Origin of the sequence: Xylophilus sp. (assembly GCA_009914555.1) — a bacterium.
In the GTDB taxonomy this organism is placed as follows: domain Bacteria; phylum Pseudomonadota; class Gammaproteobacteria; order Burkholderiales; family Burkholderiaceae_C; genus WNDY01.
Genome location: WNDY01000061.1, coordinates 1 through 22,612 on the forward strand (window position 1 = coordinate 1; position 22,612 = coordinate 22,612).

Here is a 22,612-nt window from a genome sequence, read left to right on the forward strand (position 1 = left end):
TGACCGTGGTAGCCAATACTGCTCGCGCGAGCACCGCGCCCTGTTGGAGCAATACGCTTTGATCGCCAGCATGAGTGCCAGAGGCAACTGCTACGACAACGCAGCAATGGAGAGTTGGAACCACAGTCTGAAGGTCGAGGCCATCCATGGTGAACACCTCGCCACACGGGAGCAGGCCAAGGCTCATGTGTTTGACTACATTGAGGTTGACTACAATCGGATCCGGCTGCACTCGACCCTGGGCTACCTCAGCCCAGAGCAGTACGAGCTGGCCAATGTCGCTTAGATAGGTGTCCGTAAATCAGGGGCAAGATCAAGTTTCGCGTCCGGCTTCGTCAAAGCCCGAACCGATGACCCGTGGCGACGCTGCATAGCCTGCTTGTTCGAGGTGTTTCAACAGGGACAAGACAGTCCTCGACCAAGGAAAGGATGGACGGTAGACGACCTCTCCCCTGCGCGTCACTGTGTTGCGACCACCTCCTTTAAGCGCAGTCTCGGCCGCGTCCTTGCCCGCTTGCGGTTGATCTGCCATGTTCAGTGCTTGTCCGCCTCCGACGTGAACGCATCCGCATAGAACTCCTCGGCCGGCAGCCCGCGCAGGGCCGTGAAGTCGCGCTGGGCCGACTCCACGACGATCGGCGCGCCGCAGGCATAGACCTGGTGGCCCGAGAGGTCGGCGAAGTCGTCGAGCACGGCCTGGTGGACGAAGCCGGTGCGGCCGGTCCAGCCGTCTTGCGGCAGCGCGTGCGAGACGACCGGCACGTAGGCCAGGTGCGGCAGTTCGGCCGCAGCGGCGCGGATCCAGTCGTCGAGGTACAGGTCGCCCGGGCGGCGGCCGCCCCAGTAGACCGCGGCCGGGCGGCGGATGTCCCTGTGGCGCAGCTGCTCGATGAGCGCCTTGATCGGCGCGAAGCCCGTGCCCGAGGCGAGCAGCACGATCGGCTTGTCGGAATCCTCGCGCAGGTAGAAGCTGCCGAACGGGCCTTCGGCGCGCAGGATTTCCTTCTCCTTCATCGCGCCGAACACATGGTCGGTGAACTTGCCGCCGGGCAGGTGGCGGATGTGCAGCTCCGCATGCGGGCCTTCGGCCTGGGTGTGCGGCGCGTTGGCCAGCGAATAGGCGCGGCGGCTGCCGTCGCGCAGGATGAACTCGATGTACTGGCCGGCGTGGTAGCGGAAGGGCTCGACGGCCGGCAGCTGCAGGCGCACCAGCATCACGTCGTCCGTCTTCCTCTCCAGCGCGGCCACACGCACCGGCAGGCGCTTGATCGGGAAGGCGCTCTCATCCGTCACGTTGCGCGATTCGAGCACCACGTCGCCGCCCAGCGGCACCGCGCAGCAGGTCAGGATCAGGCCGGCGGCGGCCTCGCCGGGCGACAGCGCCTTGGCCTGGTATTCGCCGTGCACGACCTCGCCGTCGAGCTTCCTGCACTTGCACGAGCCGCAGGCGCCATCCTTGCAGCCGTAGGGCAGGCCCACGCCCTGGCGGATGGCTGCGGCCAGGATGGTCTCGCCGGGCTGGGCGGTGAACGCGCGGCCGCTGGGCTGCACGGTGATGCGGGGCGCGGCGAAGGCGGCCGTCGTGTCGGCTGGGGTCATCTTTTCGATATCCTCGGGGCAATTTTTTTGCGGCCGGGTCACGGCGGCGAACCCACGATTTTGCCTTCAAACCTTTTCCCCCTCGGCGCCCTGCCGGCGCGCTTTCGCCGCCCGCGCGTGCTCATCGTCGGCTGCGGCGACGTCGGGCTGCGCGCAGCCACGGCGCTCGGCGCGGCGCGCCGGCGCGGCCCGCGGCTGCTGGCGCTCACCTCGTCGCCGCCGCGCGTGCCGCTGCTGCGCGAGCGCGGCATCCAGCCGCTGGCCGGCGACCTCGATGCGCCGGCCACGCTGCGGCGCCTGTCGGGCCTGGCCACGCATGTGCTGCATCTGGCGCCGCCCGCGGCCGATGCGGCCGTGTGGTGGCGCGACTTCCGCACGGTGGCGCTGCTGCGCGCGCTCAGCACCCGAACGCCGCCCCGCGCGCTGGTCTACGGCTCCACCACCGGCGTCTACGGCGACTGCGGCGGCGCCTGGGTGCGCGAGACCCGGGCCGTGGCACCGGCCACGCCGCGTGCCGTGCGCCGGGTGGATGCCGAGCGCGCCGTGCGGCACTTCGGCCGCACCAGCGGCGCGCGGGCGGGCATCCTGCGCATCCCCGGCATCTACGCCAGCGACCGCGAGGGCGGCACGCCGCGCGCGCGGCTGGCGCGCGGCACGCCGGTGCTCGCGGCCGAGGACGACGTCTACACCAACCACATCCATGCCGACGACCTCGCGCGCGCCTGCGTGGCCGCGCTCTGGCGCGGCCGGCCGCAGCGTGTGGTCAACGTCTGCGACCACACCGCGCTGCGCCTGGGCGACTACATGGACTTCACGGCCGACCTCTACGGTCTGCCGCGGCCGCCGCGCATCGCGCGCGCCGAGGCCGAGCGCGCGCTGCCCACCACGCTGCTGAGCTTCATGGGCGAATCGCGCCGGCTCGACAATGCACGGCTCGCGCGCGAACTGCGCGTGCCGCTGCTGTACCCGACCGTGGCCGAAGGGCTGCGTGCGGGCATGCAGGGGTAGGGGGTATATGCCCATTGCGCGCTTTGCATAAGCGCTGCAAGGGGTTTCACTGGGGGGTATTGAGTGGGTAACGGTTCTGCGGCGCCCGTGTGCGCCCTTGTGGATTTCATCGCGCCCTGCGCCGGCACGCCGCCGCTGCGCGCCGCGTTCGCGCAGCCGCTGGCCGTGCTGGCCGCCCTGCAGGCGGACGAGGTGCGCGCCGTGCTCGACGCGGTGCAGGCCCATGCGGCTGCCGGCCGCTGGTGCGTGGGCTTCGTGCGCTACGAGGCGGCGCCGGCCTTCGATGCCGCGCTGGCGGTGCATCCACGCGCCGGCGGCCCGCTGGCCTGGTTCGGCGTGTTCGATGCGCCGCGGCCCTGGCCCGATGCGGCCGGCGCCGCCGCCACCGTCGACTGGCATGCGCCGCTGTCGGCCCGCGACGCGCGCGAGGCCGTCGCCGACATCCACCGCCGCATCGCCTCCGGTGAGGTCTACCAGATCAACCACACCGACCGCATGCGCGGCCGGCTGCGCCAGGGCACGCCGCAGGCGCTGTTCGCTGCGCTCCAGCGCGCCCAGCCCGGCACCTATGCGGCCTGCATCGACACCGGCGAGGAACAGGTGCTGTCGGTCTCGCCCGAACTGTTCTTCGACTGGCGTGCGGGCCCGGACGGCAGCGGCCCCATCATGAGCCGCCCGATGAAGGGCACGGCCCCGCGCGGCGCCACGCCCGAGGCCGACGCCGGGCATGCCGCCGCGCTGCGCGCCAGCGCCAAGGAGCGCGCCGAGAACGTGATGATCGCGGACCTGATCCGCAACGACCTCTCGCGCATCGCCGTGCCGCACAGCGTCGCCGTGCCACGCCTGTTCCACACCGAGGCGCTGCCCACCGTCTGGTCGATGACCACCGACGTCACCGCCCGCACCCGGCCCGGCACCACGCTGGCCGGCGTGTTCGCCGCGCTGTTCCCCTGCGGCTCGGTCACCGGCGCGCCCAAGGTGCAGGCGATGCGGACCATCCGCGCGCTGGAGCCCGATGCGCGCGGCGTGTACTGCGGCGCCGTCGGCGTCGTGCGCCCGGGCGGCGCGGCGACGTTCAACGTGGCCATCCGCACGCTGGAAGTGCAGGGCGATGCGGTGCGCTGCGGCATCGGCAGCGGCATCACCATCGACGCCGGCTTCGACGGCGAATGGGCCGAGTGGGGCCACAAGGCGGCCTTCGTGCTGCGCGCCAGTTCGCCGTTCGCGCTGCTGGAGACGCTGCGCATGGAGGACGGCGCGCTGCGCCATGCCGGCGCCCATCTGGCCCGCCTGGCCGCCAGCGCTGCATATTTTGCATACCCCTGGGATCATGGGGCAGCAGCACGCGAATTGAGAGCACTGGCAGACAATAATCCCAGGGGTATGCGCCGTGTCCGGCTGCTGCTGCAGGCCGACGGGCGCATCGAGGCCGAGGCGCCCGCCTTTGCCGACCACAGCGGCCCGGCCCGCGTGCGGCTGGCCGCCGCGCCGCTGCGCGAGGCGCACGGCGAATTCGTGCGCCACAAGACCACGCGGCGCGCGCACTACGATGCCTTCGCGCCCGGGGCGGACGTCTTCGACGTGCTGCTCTGGAACGAGGCCGGCGAGCTCACCGAATTCACCCGCGGCAGCGTGGCGGTGAAGCTCGGCGGGCGCTGGCTCACGCCGCCGCTGGCCAGCGGCCTGCTGCCCGGCGTGGGGCGCGCCATCGCGCTGGCCGAGGGCCGCGTTGCCGAAGGCGTGGTCCGCGTCGCGGACCTGCCGCGCGCCGAAGGTCTGGCCTTCGTCAACAGCCTGCGCGGCTGGATCGACGTGGCGCTGCAAGACCCTTGAATTGGCAGGGTCGGGCACCAGTTAGAACGCAACCGGAGGTTTCCAACCCATGCGACAAGACAAGCTGACCACCAAGTTCCAGGAAGCGCTGGGCGACGCCCAGTCGCTCGCGCTTGGCAACGACAACCCGTACATCGAGCCCGTCCACCTGCTGGCCGCGATGCTGCGGCAGGAGGACGGCCCGCGCCCGCTGCTGCAGCGCGCCGGCGTCAACGTCCAGGGCCTGCTCGCGGCGGCCGAGGCCGGGATCAAGAAGCTGCCCCAGGTGCAGGGCGGCGAGCAGGTGCAGGTCGGCCCCGAGCTGGGCCGCGTGCTGCAGGCCACCGAGAAGGAGGCGATCAAGCGCAAGGACCAGTTCATCGCGAGCGAGCTGTTCCTGCTCGCGGTGGCCGATGCCAAGGGCACCGTCGGCGAGATCGCGCGGGCCCACGGCCTCACGCGCAAGTCGCTCGAAGCCGCGATCGATGCGGTGCGCGGCGGCCAGGGCGTGGACAGCGCCGATGCCGAAGGCCAGCGCGGTGCGCTCAAGAAGTACACGCTCGACCTGACCGAGCGCGCCCGCGCCGGCAAGCTCGACCCGGTGATCGGCCGCGACGAGGAGATCCGCCGCGCCATCCAGGTGCTCCAGCGCCGCAGCAAGAACAACCCCGTCCTCATCGGCGAGCCCGGCGTGGGCAAGACCGCGATCGTCGAAGGGCTCGCGCAGCGCATCGTCGCCGGCGAGGTGCCCGATTCGCTCAAGGGCAAGCGCGTGCTGTCGCTCGACATGGCCGCGCTGCTCGCGGGCGCCAAGTACCGCGGCGAGTTCGAAGAGCGCCTGAAGGCCGTGCTCAACGAACTGGCCAAGGACGAGGGCCAGACCATCGTCTTCATCGACGAGCTGCACACCATGGTCGGCGCCGGCAAGGCCGAGGGCGCGATGGACGCGGGCAACATGTTGAAGCCCGCGCTCGCGCGCGGCGAGCTGCACTGCGTGGGTGCGACCACGCTCGACGAATACCGCAAGTACATCGAGAAGGACGCGGCGCTGGAGCGGCGCTTCCAGAAGATCCTCGTCGGCGAGCCGACGGTGGAGGCGACCATCGCCATCCTGCGCGGCCTGCAGGAGCGCTACGAACTGCACCACGGCGTGGAGATCACCGACCCGGCCATCGTGGCCGCGGCTGAGCTGAGCCACCGCTACATCACCGACCGCTTCCTGCCCGACAAGGCGATCGACCTGATCGACGAGGCCGCGGCCAAGATCAAGATCGAGATCGACTCCAAGCCCGAGGTCATGGACCGGCTCGACCGCCGCATCATCCAGCTCAGGATCGAGCGCGCCGCCGTCGAGAAGGAGAAGGACGAGGCCTCGCAGAAGCGGCTCGCGCTGCTCGACGAGGAAATCGCGGCCAAGCAGAAGGAATACGCCGACCTCGACGAGATCTGGCAGTCCGAGAAGGCCACGGCCCAGGGCTCGGCCCAGATCCGCGAGGAGATCGACAAGCTCAGGTTCCAGATCGAGGAGTTCAAGCGCAAGGGCGACTTCAACAAGGTCGCCGAGCTGCAGTACGGCCAGCTGCCGGGCCTGGAAACGCGCCTGAAGGAGGCCCTCGACAAGGAATCGGCCAAGGGCACGGCCGACGCACCCAAGCTGCTGCGCACCCAGGTCGGCGCCGAGGAGATCGCCGAGGTGGTCTCGCGCGCCACCGGCATTCCGGTCAGCAAGATGCTGCAGGGCGAGCGCGAGAAGCTGCTGCAGATGGAAGCCAAGCTGCACGAGCGCGTCGTCGGCCAGGACGAGGCCGTCACCGCCGTGGCCGATGCGATCCGCCGCTCGCGCTCGGGCCTGTCGGACCCGAACCGGCCGACCGGCTCGTTCCTGTTCCTCGGACCGACGGGCGTGGGCAAGACCGAGCTCTGCAAGGCGCTCGCGGGCTTCCTGTTCGACAGCGAGGACCACCTGATCCGCATCGACATGAGCGAGTTCATGGAGAAGCATTCGGTCGCGCGCCTGATCGGCGCGCCGCCCGGCTACGTGGGCTACGAGGAAGGCGGCTACCTGACCGAGTCGGTGCGCCGCAAGCCCTACAGCGTGGTGCTGCTCGACGAGGTGGAGAAGGCCCATCCGGACGTGTTCAACGTCCTGCTGCAGGTGCTCGACGACGGCCGCCTGACCGACGGCCAGGGCCGCACGGTGGACTTCAAGAACACCGTGATCGTCATGACCAGCAACATCGGCTCGCCGATCATCCAGTCGATGGTCGGCCGGCCCAACGAGGAGATCAAGGAAGCGGTCTGGGACGAGCTCAAGAACCACTTTCGCCCCGAGTTCCTCAACCGCATCGACGAGACCGTGGTGTTCCATGCGCTCGACGCGAAGAACATCGAGTCCATCGCCGCGATCCAGCTCAAGGTGCTGACCGCGCGGCTGGCCAAGATCGACCTCGCGCTCGACGTGTCGCCCGCGGCGCTGGCCGAGATCGCCAAGGTCGGCTTCGACCCGGTGTTCGGCGCGCGGCCGTTGAAGCGCGCAATCCAGCAGCGCATCGAGAATCCGCTGTCCAAGCTGCTGCTCGAAGGCCGCTTCGCGCCCAAGGACACGATCCACGTGAGCGTCGATCCGGTGCGGCAGCCGGGCGTGTTCGCGTTCTCGGCGGCCGCCGCGTGACCGGGCGCCTGGTTGACGGGCGCGCTGCGCGGCGCGGCGCCTGCGGCCCTGCCGACCTGGTCGGCGGCCTCATCCGTTTCGCCCTGCGGCTGGCGGCTCTGGCCGCGGGGCTCCTGTTCGCCCTGAGCCTGCTGGCTGCGGTGCTGCTGCTCGCCGCGGCCTGGGGCGTGCGGGCGCTGTGGGCGCGCATCACCGGCCGGCCGGTCGCGCCGTGGGCCGTGCGGATCGACCCACGGCAGGGCTGGGAGCGCGCTTTCCGCCCGGCCGGGCGCTTCGCTGCCCGCGGCGCGGACGACACCGGCGTGATCGACGTGCAGCCCAAGGAGCGCGGCCCCGCCGGACGCTGAGGAGGCGCCGCGCGGGCGCCTTCACAGGGGCCGGTGCGCTCGGCATGCAGGCCGACGCTCAAGTAGGCGCCGCCTTACACAGCCGTGGACGATGCGGCCGGAAAGTGACGACGGACGGGGCTCCTCCCGTACCGATCCACCCACTTTTTCCAGGAGATTGCCATGGCATCGAACAACCCGCAGGGACACAATCAGCACACCGGCAGCAACGAGGGCCAGGACAACAAGGGCAACCAGGGCGGCCAGAACCGCAGCCAGAACGAGAGCGGCGGCTCCAACCGCGGTTTCGCCGCCATCGACCCCGAGCGCCAGCGCGAGATCGCCTCGCAGGGCGGCAAGGCCGCCCACGAGAGCGGCAACGCCCACGAGTTCACTTCGCAGGAAGCGCGCGAGGCTGGCGCGAAGAGCCACGGAGGCCATGGCGGCAGTTCCGCCTCCTCGGGCTCCGGCAGCCAGAACCAGGGCGACCGCAGCAATGCTTCGTCCGGCCAGGGCCAGACCCGCGGCGGCAGCAGCGAACAGCATGCCGAAGCCGGCCGCCAGAGCCACAAGAACGACAACCGCTGACCGCGCCGCAGGGCGCACCCCCGAAGCGCCGGGCCGCCTGTTGTGCGGCCCGTATCGTTTTCGACCGACGAAAGGAGTTCTCCATGCCCCGTGGCGACAAATCCAGCTACACCGACAAGCAGAAGCGCTAGGCCGAGCACATCGAGGAAGGCTACGAGAAGCGCGGCACCTCCAAGGGCGAGGCCGAGCGCCGCGCCTGGGCCACCGTGAACAAGGAAACCGGCGGCGGCAAGAAGAGCGGCTCCGGCCGCGGCAAGCCGATGCATACCGCCTCGTCGCACAAAGGCGGCCGCCTGGGCGGTGCCGCATCGGCCAGCCGCACGGCGGCCGAACGCTCCGCCTCGGCCAGGAAGGCCGCGGCCACGCGCAAGCGCAACGCCGCGGCGCGCGACAAGGCCCATTGAGGAGTCCGGCCATGGCCACCCAGATCGATTCGCCCGACGGCAGGACCCACAAGGACGAAGACCGGCCGAGTCCGGACTTCGTCGAGACCGACGACCGGCCGAAGAAGGAGACCAGCGACACGCTGCGCCCGCCCGGTGCGGCGCGCGACGGGTCGGCCGCCCACAAGCCCCAGCCGGCGCAGGGCGCGGCGCGGCGCTGACGGCTTCGCGGCGCATAGCGGGCTCCTGCCCCGGCGGGGTACAGGGCGATACAGCCGGCCGCGGGCCGGCCGCCTATGATCGGCCGGCATGAGCATGCCCACCGACCTGCGCGATCTGTTCGACCTGCAGTTCCAGGCCAGCCGCAGGCAGATCGACGTGCCGCTGGTCGTGCGCCGGGAACGCCTGGTGCGGCTGCGCAAGCTGCTCGGCGAACATGCGCCGGAACTGAGCGTCGCGGTCGAAGCGGACTTCGGCGTCCGGTCCGCCGCCGTGACCGAGATGGCCGAGCTGTCGGTGCTGCGTGCGCTGCTGTCCGACGCGCTGCGCCAACTGCCCCGGTGGACGCGGCGGCGTCGCATATCCACGCCCTGGTACCTGCACCCGGCGCAGGCCTGGGTACAGCCGCAGCCGCTCGGCGTGGTGGGCGTGATGGCGCCCTGGAACTACCCGCTGCTGCTGTCGCTCGCGCCGGTGGTCGCGGCCTTCGCGGCCGGCAACCGCGTGATGCTCAAGCCCAGTGAACGGGCGCCGCACACGGCGGCGCAGCTGGCGCGCCTGGCGGGCAGGTTCTTCTCGCCCGAGGAGTTCGGGGTCGCCACCGGCGGCGTGGCCGTGGCGACGGCCTTCGCGGGATTGCCGTTCGACCACCTGTTCTTCACCGGCTCCTCCCAGACCGGTCGCCGCGTGGCCCAGGCCGCGGCCGTCCACCTGACGCCCACGACGCTGGAGCTGGGCGGCAAGAGCCCCTGCATCATCGACGCGGGCTGCGACCTCCACAAGGCGGCTGCCTCCATCGCCCACGGCAAGCTGCTCAACGCCGGCCAGACCTGCGTCGCCCCGGACTACGTGCTGGTGCCGCGCGGCAGCGAGGCCGCCTTCGCCGACGCCTTCCGCGCGGCCGCGCTGCGGCTCTACCCGCGCTTTGCCGGCAACCCGGACTACGCCTCGGTGGTCGATGCCCACCACCATGCGCGTCTCCAGGCGCTGTTGCAGAACGCCGCCCAGCTCGGCGCCCAGGTCGAGGTGATCGAGCCGGCCGACGCCGACGGCAGCAATGCGAGGCTCCAGCGCCAGATGGCGCCGGTGCTGGTCTATGGCGTCACCGACGGCATGCGGCTCATGCAGGAGGAGATCTTCGGACCGGTGCTGCCGGTGCTGTCGTACGAGCGGCTCGACGATGCGATCGACTACGTCAACGCCCGCCCGCGGCCGCTGGCACTCTACTGGTTCGGCGACGCGGCCGGCATGCGCGACGAAGTGCTGCGCCGCACGGTGAGCGGCGGCGTCACGGTCAACGGCACGCTGCTGCATGCCGCGCATCCGGGGCTGCCGTTCGGCGGCGTGGGCGACAGCGGCTGGGGTGCGGCCCACGGCGAGGCCGGCTTCCGGCGCATGAGCCATGACAAGGCGGTGCTGGCGCCGGCGCGCGGCAACCCCGCGGCGCAGTGGCTGCGCCCGCCCTACGGGGCGCGCTTCCAGCGCATTTCCGGGCTGTTGCGGCGCTGGCTGTGAAGCCGCGGGCGGCCGCCCGCGCGCATCGCATATAGTGCGCGCCATATGAAAATTCTCACCGTTGCCCGCGCGTCGATCCGCTGGTTCCTGCTGACGGCAGGCATCGCGGCAGGCGCCGGGGCTGCGGCGGACCCGTCGGTATGGCTCACCGTCAGCGAAGGCGGGCCGCAGGCGCCCGATGTGGTCGAGGTGGCCGCCGACCAAGTCACGGTGTTCAATGAATTCCGTCTGGTCCGGGTGCGGTTCAGCCGGGCCTCGGTGCGCCGGGGCTACGACGGCCAGAACTACCGCTCCGCGGAAGCGACGGTCCAGGTCGATTGCCAGAACCGGACCGCCGGCTACAGCGCCTTGCGCCTCTACGACCAGCCGCGCTGGCAGGGGGCTTGGCGCGACGTCACCTTCGGCCTGGACAACCTGCCCAGGATGGCCTTCGCCGACATGCAGCCCAATCCCAGCGAACGCATCCTGGACGCGGCCTGCCGGCTCGGCGAGGTCCAGTCGACCGACCCGGCGCGCCGCTGAAGGCGGCGCGGTGCCGGTCGGTCAGCGGTTGCCTTGCGACGAGCCGGCGCCGGCGGCGCCGTCGGTGGCGGGCGGCGTGGTCGTGGTGGTGCCTGCGGCACCCGTGCCGGCAGCATCGCCGCCCGTGCCGGAGCCGCTCACGCCGCCAGTGGACCCCGGCGTGCTGGTGCTGCCGCTGTCGGACGGCGTCGTCGGCACGGCGGGCTGCTCGGGCGGGGCAGACGGCGGGCTCGCCTCCGGAGCGGGGGTGGTGGTCGAGGGCGTCGGCGGGTTGGATGTCTTGCGGTCGCAGGCGGTCAGCGCGAACGCCGCCGCAAAGGCGGCGCCGAGCATGAGCAGGCGCGCGGAGTGGCGCGCGGCGGGAGTCTGGTGCAGGGTCGATGACATCTCGAAGGATCTCCTTGGTGTGGGTGCGAACGGGAGGAAAGGTGCGTCTGCTTCTACGCTGCGCCGCGGCACCGCCGTGTAGGAGCACACCGCGCATGGCCTGCCGTGCGAGCCGACATGCATCCAGGTGTTGTCCTGGGAGTATGTGGCTACAGCCCGCACGACATACGGGCTGGAGAGGACGAGGGGTAGGGGTATGTTCAGCCTTCGAGGCGGCGCTTGTTGTCGAACGGATGGTAGAGGATGGAGCTGTCGGCCGGGCGCTTGCCGGTGCCGTCGAAGGCGTCGCCGCGCGGCGTCGCCAGCGGCACGGCCATGGCGGCCTCGGGGTGCAGTTCCTTTTCGAGCCAGGCGGCGCGCTCGGCATACATGCGCGCCAGGGCGCCGTGGTGCTCGGCAGCAGCCTGGTGCTCGATGCGGGCCATGTGGGCCTCACGCAGCATGGCGGCGGCGCGCTTGAGGTGGCTGTCGGCGGGGGGCTGGAAGAGGTTGAACATGCTGGCTCCGTTGGAAAGATGGACGGTAGGTGCATTGTGGGAAGCGGGATGCCCGGGGGTTGTAGGACTGCCACCCCTGGGAGCCGCGGACAAGCCGCCGGGCTGGCGCAGGATCAGCGCAGGTCGGCCGGCGCCGGGGCGAACCACCAGGCCGGCAGCAGCCGCTGCACTTCCACCCGGGCGAAGCGGTCGTCCATCAGGTGCACCACGCCGCGGTCCTCGGGTGTGCGGATGACGCGGCCGGCGGCCTGCACCACTTTCTGCAGGCCGGGGTAGAGGTAGGCGTAGTCGTAGCCGGTGCCGAAGGCCTGCTGCAGCCGGTGGCGGCGCTGCTCGTTGACCGGGTTGGTCTGCGGCAGGCCCAGCGTGGCGATGAAGGCGCCGACCAGGCGGCTGCCCGGCAGGTCGATGCCCTCGGCGAACGCGCCGCCGAGCACGGCGAAGCCGATGCCCCGGCCGCCGGGCGCGAAGCGGGCCAGGAAGGCGTCGCGCGCGGCCTCGTCCATCTGCCGCTCCTGCTGCCACAGCGGCAGGCCGGGATGGCGCGCACGCATCGTGGCGGCGGCCTGGGCCAGGTAGTCGTGGCTGCTGAAGAAGGCCAGGTAGTTGCCGGGCGCGGCCGCGTACTGCGCGGCCAGCAGGTCGGCGATGGGTTCCAGCGAGCGCGCGCGGTCGGCCCAGCGCGTGGAGATGTGGCGGGCCACCCGCACCGACAGCTGCGTCGCGTCGAACGGCGAGGGCGCATCGACGCGGGCCGCGTCCTCCGGCAGGCCGAGCAGGTCGGCATGGAAGGCCGCGGGGCTCAGCGTGGCCGAGAACAGCGTGGCCGTGTGAGCCGCCGCCCAGCGCGGCGCGAGGTGCGGCGCCGGCACGATGTTGCGCAGGGTCAGCACCGTGTCGCGGCCCCGGGGCAGCGGCTGGAGGTCGTAGACCGAATGGCTCGCGTCGAAGCGCTCGGCCAGGCGCAGCAGATGCAGGGCGTCGAAATAGAAGCGCTGGAGTTCGGCATCGAGCGCCTGCGGCGTTTCGGCCAGGTGGTCGCCGATGGCGGCGCAGGCCAGGCGCAGGGCATCGAGCCAGGCCGTGGGCGGCTCGGGCAGCACGCGGTAGGCGGGTAGGGCGCCGTCGGGGGCGCAGGCGCGGTTGGCTGCGTTCCAGGCCCGCTGCAGGCGGTCACAGGCGCCCCGGAGCTGTGGCGCGGCGCGGCGCAGCGCGCGCAGCGTGGACTGCGACAGCGCCGCCGAGTACATGGCACGGGCCCGCTCGGTCAGGTTGTGGGCCTCGTCGACCAGCAGGCCGCATTGCCAGTCCTCGGCCGCGGCCAGCAGGTGCAGCGCGGCGCCGCTGTCGAACCAGTGGTTGTAGTCGCCCACGACCACGTCGCACCAGCGCGCCAGTTCCTGGCCCAGGTAGTAGGGACAGATGCCGTGGGCGGTGGCGAGCGTGCGCAGTGCTTGCCTGTCGAGCAGCGGCCGCGCGACCGCTTCGGCGCGCGCGGCCGGCAGCCGGTCGTAGAAGCCGCGGGCGCGCGGGCAGGCCGCGCCGGTGCAGGCGCTGCCCGGGTGTTCGCAGGCCTTCTCGCGCGCGACCAGCTCCAGCACCCGCGGCCCGCCGGCCGCGGGCGCGAGCGACGCCATGGCGTCGAGCGCCAGCCGCCGCTGCGGCGTCTTGGCCGTGAGGTAGAACACGCGGTCGATGCGCTGGCCCGGCACGGCCTTGAGCAGCGCGAACAGGGTGCCCAGCGTCTTGCCCACGCCGGTGGGCGCCTCGGCCGCGAGACAGCGGCCGGCACGCGCGGCGCGCCAGACCGCCTCGGCCAGCAGGCGCTGGCCCGGGCGCATCTGCGCATGCGGAAAGCGCAGCTCCTGCAGGGCGGCATCGCGCGCGGCGCGGTGGGCCAGCTCCTGGTCGGCCCAGCCGGCGAAGCGCTCGCACTGGTCCTCGAAGAAGGCGCGCAGCGCATCGGCCGTGTGGTCTTCCGTCAGCACCGTCTCGCGGCCGGTGGCGATGTCGAGGTAGACCAGCGCGAGCGTGATGCGCGGCAGGCCGCGCGCGGCGCAGAGCAGCCAGCCGTAGACGCGGGCCTGGGCCCAGTGCAGCGCGCGCTGCGAGGCGCTTTGCAGCGCGAGCGGACCGCGGTGGGTCTTGACCTCGTCGAGCCGGTTGGCGGCCGGGTCGTAGCCATCGGCGCGGCCGCGCACCCGCACGTGGCGCCAGCGGCCGGCCAGCGTCACCTCGCGCTCGTAGCCCGCGGCCTTGCGTCCGGCCACGACCTGATGGCCGGCGATGCCTTCCTGCGCGGTGGGCGCGGCGCCGGCGCGCAGATCCAGGTCGCCGGTGCGGGCGGTGAACTCGCAGAGCGCGCGCACCGCGACGGTGTAGCCCGTCGTGGGGTCGCTGGCCGGGGGTGGTACGGGCACGGTCGATATACTGTAAAAAACAACAGTCTACCGAATGCCGCACTGCCGCCCCTGCCGATGACCGACGACACCGCCACCCCTGCGCCTGCCTGGGGTCGCCAGCATGCGCGGCGCCTGCGCGAGCTGTACCGCTCCGCGGGCTGGCCCTGCCAGGACATCGTCGAGATCGAGCTGCTGGCCGGCGGCATGCTGGAGCGCCTGGTGGACGACCGGGGCCGCGAGACGCTGCGCCTGACCGAGGCCGGCCTGCGGCTGGCCGCTGCACAGGCCGCACGCAACCGCGCCGCGCTGTCGGCCCACGAGGCGCTCGCGCAGCGCGTCGCGGCCCAGCTGGCGGCGGCCGGGCGCATCGCCTGGCGCGGGCTGGCGCTGCGGGCGCGCCTGCCGGCCGCCGCGGCCGAGGGCGTGGCGCCGGCCGGCGCCGACCTGCTGGGCGAGCCGGCCGCGCCGGCGCCGCCCGGTGCGCTCTGGGGCATGGTCCGGCCCGATGTCTTTTCGATCCGCAACACCACGGTCGCCACCTACGTGGAGCCGGTGGTGCACGAGGTGAAGGTGCAGCGCTCCGACCTGCTGGCCGACCTCAAGCGCCCGGCCAAGCGCGGCGCCTACCTGGACCTGGGCGCCTGCTGGTACGTGCTGGGCAGCGATGCGCGCGGGCGCTGCATTGCCGATCCGTCGGAGGTGCCGGCCGAATGCGGCGTGCTGGTGGAGGAAGGCGGGCGGCTCGTGGCCGCGCGCAACGCGCCGCCGCCGGCGCGCGCCGAGCTGCCGCTGGCGGTGTGGATGGCGCTGGCCCGGGCCGTGCCATATACTCCTGGGGAGATTGGTGTGCAGGCGAACATCTGACGAGCGCTAGCTGTCATCACAGTGGGGAGTATCGTCCGGCGCCCGCGGCAGCACCAGCGTGAAGGTGCTGCCCGCGCCCTCGATGCTGTCGATCTCGACCGTGCCGCCGTGGTGGATCATGACGGTGCGCACGAAGGCCAGGCCCAGGCCGATGCCGTGCTGCTGCGGATGGCTCTGGCCGTGCAGCCGCTCGAAGGCCTGGAACAGCCGGGCGCGCTTTTCGGGCGGGATGCCGGGGCCGTGGTCGTGCACGCTCAGCGCCCACTGGTTCGGGCGCTCCCCGATGCCGCAGCGCACCGTGGCGCCGTGCGGGCTGAACTTGATCGCATTGCCCAGCACGTTGGCCAGGCAGCGCGCGAGCAGGCTGCGGTCGCCCAGCGTCGGCGCAGCCTCGGGGCATTCCTCCACCGTCACCGTCACGCCGCGCTCGCGCGCGGAAGCCCAGCTGCTGTCGACCGATTCCTCCAGCAGCGCACACAGGTCCAGCGGTTCGTGCGCATAGGTGTGCGACTCGGCCCGCGCCAGCTGCACGAAGCCTTCGGCCAGGTCCAGCCCGGCGCGCGCGTGGCGCTCGATGCGCGAGAGCATTTCCTGCAGCGGCATCTGGGCCGGATAGGTGCGGTGCACTTCGAGCAGCGTGAGGATGGCCGCGTTGGGCGCCCGGATGTCGTGCGAGATGAAGCGCATGGCCTCGTCGCGCTGCTGGCGGGCGCGGCGGATGGCAGTGAGGTTGACGATGGTCAGCAGCCAGCCGCGCTGCTCGTCGCTGCCGCTGGAAAACGGGGCGCACTGGAGCAGTATGGTGCGGCCCCGGGCGTCGGTGCCCTCGCCGCGCAGCGGCAGGGTGCCGCAGGCCAGCATGGCGTCGTGCAGCAGTGGCTCGCCGGAGGAGCGCAGCACCGCGCCCTCGAACAGGCTGACGATGCTGCGGCCCTGCAGCGACGGCGCGTCGGCGCAGCCGAAATGCTCGGCCGCCGCGTCGTTGCCGAGCAGCACCTGGCCGCGCAGGTCGCAGACCAGCATCGGCTGCGGCAGCTGGTGCAGGCTGTCGGACAAGAAGCGGTGCAGGTCGCGCAGCTGGGTCGTGGCCTGCTCCATCGCGAGGATGCGCCGGCCCAGCGGGTCGCCGGCCGGCAGCGCCGCCGGCGGCAGGATGCCGGCGTCGGAGCGCAGCCGGTGCAGCTCCAGGCCCAGGTAGCGCGCCGCGGCCGACAGGCGGCGCCAGCTCCACAGCGGATAGGCCAGCACCAGCCCGGCGAGCCCTCCGACCACATCGAGCCGCACGCCCCAGAGCGCCGGCGCGAACGCGGCCAGCGCGACCGTGGCGGCCATCAGCGCGAGGACCGCCAGCAGCCCGGTCAGCGGCCCCAGGATCAGCAGCGACAGCAGCCCGAGCGCCACCGGCGCGAGGCAGACCAGCAGGTTCTGCCAGGGCTGCGCCGCCACGACGCGGCGGCCGGCCAGCAGGCCGTCGACCACGTTGGCCGTGACCTCGATGCCCGGCATCAGCCGTGCCTGGCGTGCCAGCGGCGTGGCGAAGCGGTCGCCCAGCCCGGCCGCGGTGGCGCCGACGATCACGATGCGCCCGCGCAGCGCCTCGGGCGGCACCTGGCCGCGCAGAACGTCCACGTAGGAGAGGCGGGGGAAATGGCCGGGCGGCCCGGCGAACGGGATCAGCTCCGTCGCCCCGTACTCCCAGCCGGCCGCGCCGGGCAGCGGCGTGGCCGGCGCCGCCGCGCCGCCGGCGTCGCCGCAGGCCGCGGCGCCCGGACGGGCGGTGCACAGCAGGGCCGCGGCCAGGTGGTCCCAGGCCGACTGGCCGGCCGGGCCCTCGCGCCGGTGCAGGCTGCGCACCACGCCGTCGGTGTCGGTCTCCAGGTGCACATGGCCGAGCGCACGCGCGGCGCCGGCCAGGACCGGCAGCGGCAGCAGCGCCTCGGCCTCGCCGCCGTGGATCTGCATGCTCACCGGCAGCACCACGCGGCCGCTGGCGGCCAGGGCCTGCGCCAGCAGCGCGTCGTCCTCGGGATGGTCCTCGTCGGGCTCGGTCAGCAGCAGTTCCAGGCCGATGGCCTGTGCGCCAGCCGCGTCGAGCTGCCGCACCAGCTCGGCATGCAGCGCGCGCCGCCAGGGCCAGCGCCCGATGGCGGCGATGCTGCGCTCGTCGATGGCGACGAGCGCAAGCTCGGGCGAGGGCGGGTGCGCCTGCAGCGCCATCGCCGCGTCGGAGAGCACGCGGTCCAGCCGCCCGAGCACGCCGCTGGCCGACAGCCAGGCCGCGGCCGCGAGCAGCACGGCCGACAGCAGCGCCCATTCGCGGCGCCACTGGCGCACGACCGCGCGCAGCATCAGTCGCGCCCTACCGGCCGCCCGTCGGAGGAACGCACCGCGCCGTCCGCGCCGTCGCTGCGCAGCAGCGCGCGCACGACGAACTCGCGCGGCCCCGAGAACGGGCTGGCCAAACCGTCCGCGCCGTCGCGCACCTGCAACCGCACGTAGTAGCGGCCGGGCGGCAGGCCGTCGTCGGTCCAGGCCGGCGCGTCAAGTGCGAGGTCGCGCAGCGGCGCGGCGAAGCCGGTGTCCGCCGCGATCTGCAGCCGGAAGGTCTGGCCCGGCCGGCCGCTCCAGAAGAGGCGCGCCGCGCCGGCCGCGTCGTGGCCGGCCTCGGGCTCGGAGCCCGCCGGCGAATCGGCCACGGCGAACGGCTGCGCCGGCGCGAACGGCCCCGCGTCGTCCGCGCCGCCGGGACCGGCGCCGATGGTGGCTGCGCGCCAGGCGTAGTGGCCGGGCGCGAGGGCCGCCGCGTCGAGCCGGCAGGCCGCAGCGCGAGGCGCGTCGACCACCGGCTGCCCGAAGTCCTCGCCTTCGCGCGCCACCTGCAGGTGAAAGGCGCGCGCGCCGGGCACGCCGGTGCATTCGAGCGTGCCGTCGCGCCGCGACACGGTGCCGCCGGGCGCCGGATGCTGGTAGAGCGGCGGCAGCGGCAGGGTCTTGACCACGAGCGGCCAGTGCGCGTCGAGGCCGGGGACGCCGTCCGCGTCGACGGCGCGCACCGAGACGGTGTAGCGGCCGTCGGGCAGCGCCTCAAAGCGCGCCGGCGGCGCCTCCACGCGGCCGTTGCGCACCACGCGGGCGAAGTCGCTGCCGGCGGCGATGCGCACCAGGTACTGCCGCGCGGCCTCCACCGGCGCCCAGGCCAGCGTGAACGGGCCGGGCTCGCCGACCGGCGCGGCGGGCCCGGGCGCCACGGCCGGCAGCAGCGGGCGCACCGCCAGCGGCCGGCCGTCGGCCGCCACCGCGGTGCCGAGCCCGGCGCCGACCACCGCGGCCGGCGCCGCGCCGCGCGCCGCGGCCGCGACGGCGACCGTGCCGGCCGTCACCGCCGCGGCGGTTCCGCCGTCGTCGGCGACCGCGGTGTCGAACACGGTGCCGCGCACGCTGGCCACCGCGCGCGGCGTGCGGATCTCGAACAACCGCCGGCCCGGCGCGGCCTGGGGCGTCACGACCGACTCGGCGGCGCCGCGGCGCAGCGCGAAGCTCGCCTCGACCGCGCCGCCGGGACCGCGGCGGCGCGAGCGCACGATCTCGATGTCCGACAGCGCCTGCACCCGAACGGTCGAGCCGTCGGCCAGCTGCACGGTGACGAAGCCGCCGGCCGGCACCCGCAGCCGCGCGCCTTCGCCGAGCGCGGCGCCCTCGGCCACGGCGCCGTCGTCCGCACGGACGTCGCCCTGCACGAACGCGACCTGCGCGTCGACGGGCCGGGGGCGCAGCAGCGCGGCCGGCATCCACAGCGTGCTGCCGGGCACAAGCCGCAGCGGGTCGGGCACGCGGTTGTGGCGCCGCAGCGCGGGCCACTGCGCGGGCGATTCGAGGTAGCGCTGCGCCAAGCCGACCAGCGTGTCGCCGGGCGCCACGGTGTGGGCCAGGTCGCCGGCTGCGGGGGCCGCCTGCGGGGCGGCTGCCGCGGCCCCGCAGGCGGCCAGCGCGCAGGCCGCGAGCCGCCGCAGCTCAGGCGTCGCCATGGGCCAGTTCGGCGGCGCCGTCCTGGCCGGCCAGCCGCGGATCGACCGCTTCGAAACGGTAGCCCACGCCGTAGATCGCACTCACCACGAAGCCGTTGGCTGGCCGCAGGTCGAGCTTGGTGCGCAGGCGCGAGAGGTGGGTGTCGAGCGAGCGCGAGGCCACCTCGGGCGACTGGCCCCAGACGATTTCGCGCAGGTGGTCGCGCGACAGCAGCCGACCGATGTTCTGGAACAGGAACAGCGCCAGGTCGTACTCGCGGTTCTTGAGTTCGACGAATTTGCCGTCGACCTCCACCGAACGGGTGTCGGGATGGAATACGTAGCGTCCGAAAGCCAGCGTGGTAGTGGGTTGCGGCGCATAGCTGCGGCGAAGCAGCGCCGCGACGCGCGCGGACAGTTCGCCGACACGCACCGGCTTGCCCATGAAGTCGTCGGCGCCGACGGCCAGGCCGGCGACGATGTCCTGCTCCTGCTGCCGGTTGGTGACGAACAGGATCGGCAGGCGGTCGCCGATATTCCGGCGGACCCATTCGATTACCTCCGGCCCGCTGATGTCCGGCAGGTGCCAGTCGAGGATGAGCAGGTCGAACGACTCGCGCCGCAACGCCTTGAGCAGCGACGCTCCGTCCAGGTAGGTGTGGCAGACATGGCCCATGCCATGCATGACCTGCTGCACCAGTTCCAGCAGGTCGGCATCATCGTCCAGCGCTGCGATACGCATGAAATCCTTCCCCCTCTTCTTTTGCGTTAAGAGGGAGCGGATTATGCAGCGCGGCCTCCGGCCGGCCCGATGCCTGCCGGGGGACGGGCGCAGCGCGGCGGCTCAGCGGGCCGGCGGCTGGGGTGCCGTGCAGCGGGCCCGTGCCATCAGGTCCTGCGCCTGGGCCCGGGCCGCCCGGGCCTGGGGCGAGCCGGCCGCGTTGTGCAGCAGGAACGACAGCTCGTCGAGGGCCTCGATGGCCGATTGCACCGCCGCGGACAAGGCTTGCAGTTTGCGTGGGTCGATTTCCATCGGCCCATTATCGAAATGCCCGGCACCGCGGCCCCTGCCCTGTGCGCAAGAGGCTGCAAGCTGTGCAGCAAGGTGTGTCCCGATGCGGCGCAGTCCTACGCGCCGAGGCTTTGCAGGGCCGCTGCGAGATCCTGCGGCGCGACGTCGGCCGTAGCAGCGGTGTCGATCTGGCCGGCCAGCGCGGCCAGCGCGGCCTCGCCTTTGCGCTGGAGCCGGGCGATGGCCTGGCCGGCATCGCGCGGCGCGGCGAAGCCGCGGCTTTGCAGCAGCAGCCGGCCCTGCGCGCCCACGAGCTTGAAGTAGAACCGCCCGTCGGACCCGCGGTACTGCTTGAAGACGGCCGGCTGCTGCGCCTTGGCCGGCGCGGCCTTCGGCGGCGCCAGCGCCTGCGTGCGCAGGCTGCGCAGGCCCACGGCCGCGCGCAGTTCCTGGATGAAGGGCGTGGCGATGGCGCGGGCGCGCTCGGCACCGTCCAGCAGCACGTCCTCGATGCGGCCGGGTTCGGCGATCAGCGCTTCGTAGCGCGCGCGCGCCGGCGCCAGCGCGCCGTCCACCTGGTCGAGCAGCAGCGCCTTGGCCTCTCCCCAGGCGATGCCTTCGGCATAGCGGCGGCGCAGGTCGGCGGCCTGCCCGGGCGTGGCGAAGGCCTGGAAGATCTGGAACAGCGCCGAGCCTTCGGTCTCCTTGGGCTCGCCCGGCGCGCGCGAGTCGGTCTGGATGCCGGCGATGAGCTTTTGCAATTGGTCGCGCGAGGAGAACAGCGGGATCGTGTTGTCGTAGCTCTTGCTCATCTTGCGGCCGTCGAGGCCGGCGAGCGTGGCCACCTGCTCGTCGATCACCGCCTCGGGCGGCACGAAGTGCTCGCCGTAGAGGTGGTTAAAGCTCGCCGCGATGTCGCGCGCGATCTCCACGTGCTGGATCTGGTCGCGGCCGACGGGCACCTTGTCGGCCTTGAACAGCAGGATGTCGGCGGCCATCAGCACCGGGTACATGTAGAGGCCGACGCTCACCCCGTCGTCGGCGTCACGGCCGGCCGCGGCGTTGCGGTCCTGCGCGGCCTTGTAGGCATGGGCGCGGTTGAGCAGGCCCTTGCCGGTCACGCACGACAGCAGCCAGTTCAGTTTCGGGATCTCGGGGATGTCGGACTGCCGGTAGAACACGACGTGGTCCGGGTCGAGCCCGACCGCGAGCCAGGTCGCCGCGATCTCCAGCGTGGAGCGGTGGATGCGCTCGGGGTCGTCGCTGCCGATCAGCGCGTGGTAGTCGGCCAGGAAGTAGAAGCTTTCGACGCCGGGCTGCCGGCTCGCGGCGACCGCGGGCCGGATCATGCCCACGTAGTTGCCGAGGTGCGGCGCGCCCGTGGGCTTGATGCCGGAGAGGAAGCGGGTGGTGCTCATGGAGATCGAGGGAAGAGGGAACGGGAGCGTCAGCGCAGCACGGCGATGAGCGGCGAGAGCAGCAGGTTGAGCGCGCCGTAGCCCAGCGACATCAGCGGGCGCAGCCACAGCGAGCCGACCACGCCGGCGACGACCAGCGCCATCACGATGAAGAAGCCCCAGGGCTCCACCCGCGACAGCCACTGCGCCTGCCGCCGCGGCAGCAGGCCGGCAAGGATGCGGCCGCCATCGAGTGGCGGCAGCGGAAACAGGTTGAAGGCCCACATCACCAGGTTGACCGCCACGCCGGCCTTGGCCATGGCGAGGAAGAAGCGCTCCTGCACGCCTGCGGCGGCCAGCAGCACCAGCAGCAGCGCCCACAGCGCGGCCTGCACGAAGTTGCTGGCCGGACCGGCCAGGGCCACCCAGACCATGTCGCGCTTCGGGTTGCGCAGCTTGCCGAAGTTGACCGGCACCGGCTTGGCATAGCCGAACAGGAAGGCGCCCGACGTGGCGAAGTACAGCAGCAGCGGCATCAGGATGGTGCCGACGGGGTCGATGTGCCTGGCCGGGTTGAGGGTGATGCGCCCGAGCATCGCAGCCGTCGGGTCGCCGAAGTGGCGGGCCGCGTAGCCATGGGCTGCTTCGTGGACGGTGATTGCGAAGAGCACCGGCAGGGCATAAACGAGAACGGTCTGGATGAGGTTGGAGAAGTCCACCGCGGGATTGTCTCAGAAGGTGTATGGGGCAACGGTCCGGCGTTGTAGCATTGCCCTCCGTAGCGGTTGGACACATACCGACGGCCGTGACAGGCACTTACAGGAGACAAGCAGTGGCCGAAAGATTGGGTTTGAGGATTGGCACCCGGTTGGTGATCGTGTTCGGCGCGCTCGCGCTGCTGGTGGTGGCCATTATGTGCGTGGGACTGTCGGGCATCGGCAGCGTGGAGCGCGACGACCAGGCCGTGCTGTCGGCGGCGAGCCGGTTGCCGGCCGAGCAGCGGATCGCGGTGGAGCGCACGCTGGGCCATGCCGAGGCGCAGCTCGCCAGCACCCGCGCCTGGCTCGAAGGTCTGGGCGCGGTGGCGCTGGTGTTGAGTGCGGTGGCCTTCGTATCGCTGCGCCGCGGCATCGTCGGCCCGCTGAACCAGGCGATCCTGATCGCCGAGACGGTCGCGGCAGGCGACCTGAGCCAGGAGTTCACCACCGACCTGCGCGGCGACTTCGGCCGCCTGCTCGGCGCGCTGGGCACGATGGAGGACACGCTGACCGACCTGGTCGAGCCTGTCCGAAATTTTGTGTGTGAGGCATAGCATGTCAATGAGGAGCATGTATGCCGACGAGCAAGACGAAAACGAAGAACGCAGCGATAGCCGCCCGAACGGCGGCGTTGCCCACGATCCCCAA

22 protein-coding genes are annotated in these 22,612 nt (G+C 72.5%); 12 read left to right on the forward strand and 10 right to left on the reverse strand.

The annotated features are described in order from the left end of the window. Positions 1-286 (forward strand): IS3 family transposase (locus GAK38_RS19710; RefSeq protein WP_291783619.1); only part of this gene is annotated, 286 nt, incomplete at its 5' end. Positions 287-534: 248 nt separating this feature from the next. Here GAK38_RS19710 and GAK38_RS19715 read toward each other — a convergent pair. Next, the gene (locus tag GAK38_RS19715; protein ID WP_325346652.1) at positions 535-1,599 is read right to left on the reverse strand and encodes a CDP-6-deoxy-delta-3,4-glucoseen reductase; all 1,065 of its coding nucleotides are present in this window, start codon (positions 1,597-1,599) and stop codon (positions 535-537) included. 60 nt (positions 1,600-1,659) lie between these two features. Here GAK38_RS19715 and GAK38_RS19720 point away from each other — a divergent pair, with 60 nt between their 5' ends. The 9 genes from GAK38_RS19720 to GAK38_RS19760 all read left to right on the forward strand — a co-directional run bounded on the left by GAK38_RS19720 (position 1,660) and on the right by GAK38_RS19760 (position 10,643). Next, complete coding sequence (locus tag GAK38_RS19720; protein ID WP_325346653.1) at positions 1,660-2,607, forward strand: NAD-dependent epimerase/dehydratase family protein; 948 nt, start codon at positions 1,660-1,662, stop codon at positions 2,605-2,607. A gap of 87 nt (positions 2,608-2,694) precedes the next feature. Further along, on the forward strand, positions 2,695-4,440 hold the full coding sequence (locus tag GAK38_RS19725) for a chorismate-binding protein (RefSeq protein WP_325346654.1): 1,746 nt from the start codon (positions 2,695-2,697) through the stop codon (positions 4,438-4,440). A gap of 49 nt (positions 4,441-4,489) precedes the next feature. Then, positions 4,490-7,090, forward strand: a complete 2,601-nt coding sequence (gene clpB / locus GAK38_RS19730) for an ATP-dependent chaperone ClpB (RefSeq protein ID WP_325346655.1) — start codon at positions 4,490-4,492, stop codon at positions 7,088-7,090. Further along, the gene (locus tag GAK38_RS19735) at positions 7,087-7,437 is read left to right on the forward strand and encodes a hypothetical protein (RefSeq protein ID WP_325346656.1); all 351 of its coding nucleotides are present in this window, start codon (positions 7,087-7,089) and stop codon (positions 7,435-7,437) included. Before clpB ends, GAK38_RS19735 begins: the two co-directional genes overlap by 4 nt. Before the next feature lie 162 nt (positions 7,438-7,599). Then, a complete protein-coding gene (locus GAK38_RS19740) occupies positions 7,600-8,004 on the forward strand; it encodes a KGG domain-containing protein (RefSeq protein ID WP_325346657.1) in 405 nt (134 codons plus the stop codon). A gap of 206 nt (positions 8,005-8,210) precedes the next feature. Beyond that, positions 8,211-8,408: a hypothetical protein gene (locus tag GAK38_RS19745; protein ID WP_325346658.1), complete on the forward strand. Its 198-nt coding sequence runs from the start codon at positions 8,211-8,213 to the stop codon at positions 8,406-8,408. Positions 8,409-8,419: 11 nt separating this feature from the next. After that, entirely contained in the window at positions 8,420-8,608 is a 189-nt protein-coding gene (locus GAK38_RS19750) for a hypothetical protein (RefSeq protein WP_325346659.1), read from the forward strand. Positions 8,609-8,696: 88 nt separating this feature from the next. Continuing rightward, positions 8,697-10,121, forward strand: a complete 1,425-nt coding sequence (locus GAK38_RS19755) for an aldehyde dehydrogenase family protein (protein ID WP_443089249.1) — start codon at positions 8,697-8,699, stop codon at positions 10,119-10,121. Positions 10,122-10,166: 45 nt separating this feature from the next. Then, positions 10,167-10,643 carry a surface-adhesin E family protein gene (locus GAK38_RS19760; RefSeq protein WP_325346660.1) on the forward strand — a complete coding sequence of 159 codons (477 nt, stop codon included), beginning with the start codon at positions 10,167-10,169 and terminating at the stop codon, positions 10,641-10,643. A gap of 21 nt (positions 10,644-10,664) precedes the next feature. Here GAK38_RS19760 and GAK38_RS19765 read toward each other — a convergent pair whose 3' ends face one another. From GAK38_RS19765 to GAK38_RS19775, 3 genes are all read right to left on the reverse strand, one after another. Beyond that, positions 10,665-11,030 (reverse strand): hypothetical protein, encoded by a 366-nt coding sequence (locus GAK38_RS19765; protein ID WP_325346661.1) that lies wholly within the window; start codon positions 11,028-11,030, stop codon positions 10,665-10,667. 200 nt (positions 11,031-11,230) lie between these two features. Then, positions 11,231-11,527, reverse strand: a complete 297-nt coding sequence (locus GAK38_RS19770; RefSeq protein ID WP_325346662.1) for a hypothetical protein — start codon at positions 11,525-11,527, stop codon at positions 11,231-11,233. Between the two features lie 113 nt (positions 11,528-11,640). Further along, the gene (locus tag GAK38_RS19775; protein WP_325346663.1) at positions 11,641-13,947 is read right to left on the reverse strand and encodes an ATP-dependent DNA helicase; all 2,307 of its coding nucleotides are present in this window, start codon (positions 13,945-13,947) and stop codon (positions 11,641-11,643) included. A 57-nt stretch (positions 13,948-14,004) separates the two neighbouring features. Between GAK38_RS19775 and GAK38_RS19780 the strand changes: the two genes are divergently transcribed. Then, a complete protein-coding gene (locus tag GAK38_RS19780; protein WP_325346664.1) occupies positions 14,005-14,793 on the forward strand; it encodes a hypothetical protein in 789 nt (262 codons plus the stop codon). A gap of 6 nt (positions 14,794-14,799) precedes the next feature. Here GAK38_RS19780 and GAK38_RS19785 read toward each other — a convergent pair whose 3' ends face one another. The 6 genes from GAK38_RS19785 to GAK38_RS19810 form a co-directional block, all read right to left on the reverse strand. Further along, a complete protein-coding gene (locus tag GAK38_RS19785; RefSeq protein WP_325346665.1) occupies positions 14,800-17,142 on the reverse strand; it encodes a CHASE2 domain-containing protein in 2,343 nt (780 codons plus the stop codon). Then, the gene (locus tag GAK38_RS19790; protein WP_325346666.1) at positions 17,142-18,818 is read right to left on the reverse strand and encodes a FecR domain-containing protein; all 1,677 of its coding nucleotides are present in this window, start codon (positions 18,816-18,818) and stop codon (positions 17,142-17,144) included. Before GAK38_RS19790 ends, GAK38_RS19785 begins: the two co-directional genes overlap by 1 nt. Next, positions 18,805-19,539: a response regulator transcription factor gene (locus GAK38_RS19795; protein WP_325346667.1), complete on the reverse strand. Its 735-nt coding sequence runs from the start codon at positions 19,537-19,539 to the stop codon at positions 18,805-18,807. Before GAK38_RS19795 ends, GAK38_RS19790 begins: the two co-directional genes overlap by 14 nt. 102 nt (positions 19,540-19,641) lie before the next feature. Next, positions 19,642-19,830: a hypothetical protein gene (locus tag GAK38_RS19800; protein ID WP_325346668.1), complete on the reverse strand. Its 189-nt coding sequence runs from the start codon at positions 19,828-19,830 to the stop codon at positions 19,642-19,644. 95 nt (positions 19,831-19,925) lie between these two features. Then, complete coding sequence (locus GAK38_RS19805; RefSeq protein ID WP_325346669.1) at positions 19,926-21,227, reverse strand: tryptophan--tRNA ligase; 1,302 nt, start codon at positions 21,225-21,227, stop codon at positions 19,926-19,928. A 29-nt stretch (positions 21,228-21,256) separates the two neighbouring features. Then, the gene (locus GAK38_RS19810) at positions 21,257-21,925 is read right to left on the reverse strand and encodes a site-2 protease family protein (protein ID WP_325346670.1); all 669 of its coding nucleotides are present in this window, start codon (positions 21,923-21,925) and stop codon (positions 21,257-21,259) included. 149 nt (positions 21,926-22,074) lie between these two features. Here GAK38_RS19810 and GAK38_RS19815 point away from each other — a divergent pair, with 149 nt between their 5' ends. Then, complete coding sequence (locus tag GAK38_RS19815) at positions 22,075-22,518, forward strand: methyl-accepting chemotaxis protein (protein WP_325346671.1); 444 nt, start codon at positions 22,075-22,077, stop codon at positions 22,516-22,518. Positions 22,519-22,612: the final 94 nt, after the last annotated feature.

Coding starts and splice junctions, on each gene's coding strand:
- GAK38_RS19715 (WP_325346652.1), bottom strand. CDS start 1,599: ATGACCCCAGCCGACACGACGGCCGCCTTCGCCGCGCCCCGCATCACC.
- clpB (WP_325346655.1), top strand. CDS start 4,490: ATGCGACAAGACAAGCTGACCACCAAGTTCCAGGAAGCGCTGGGCGAC.
- GAK38_RS19740 (WP_325346657.1), top strand. CDS start 7,600: ATGGCATCGAACAACCCGCAGGGACACAATCAGCACACCGGCAGCAAC.
- GAK38_RS19750 (WP_325346659.1), top strand. CDS start 8,420: ATGGCCACCCAGATCGATTCGCCCGACGGCAGGACCCACAAGGACGAA.
- GAK38_RS19755 (WP_443089249.1), top strand. CDS start 8,697: ATGAGCATGCCCACCGACCTGCGCGATCTGTTCGACCTGCAGTTCCAG.
- GAK38_RS19760 (WP_325346660.1), top strand. CDS start 10,167: ATGAAAATTCTCACCGTTGCCCGCGCGTCGATCCGCTGGTTCCTGCTG.
- GAK38_RS19765 (WP_325346661.1), bottom strand. CDS start 11,030: ATGTCATCGACCCTGCACCAGACTCCCGCCGCGCGCCACTCCGCGCGC.
- GAK38_RS19770 (WP_325346662.1), bottom strand. CDS start 11,527: ATGTTCAACCTCTTCCAGCCCCCCGCCGACAGCCACCTCAAGCGCGCC.
- GAK38_RS19780 (WP_325346664.1), top strand. CDS start 14,005: ATGACCGACGACACCGCCACCCCTGCGCCTGCCTGGGGTCGCCAGCAT.
- GAK38_RS19785 (WP_325346665.1), bottom strand. CDS start 17,142: ATGCTGCGCGCGGTCGTGCGCCAGTGGCGCCGCGAATGGGCGCTGCTG.
- GAK38_RS19790 (WP_325346666.1), bottom strand. CDS start 18,818: ATGGCGACGCCTGAGCTGCGGCGGCTCGCGGCCTGCGCGCTGGCCGCC.
- GAK38_RS19795 (WP_325346667.1), bottom strand. CDS start 19,539: ATGCGTATCGCAGCGCTGGACGATGATGCCGACCTGCTGGAACTGGTG.
- GAK38_RS19800 (WP_325346668.1), bottom strand. CDS start 19,830: ATGGAAATCGACCCACGCAAACTGCAAGCCTTGTCCGCGGCGGTGCAA.
- GAK38_RS19805 (WP_325346669.1), bottom strand. CDS start 21,227: ATGAGCACCACCCGCTTCCTCTCCGGCATCAAGCCCACGGGCGCGCCG.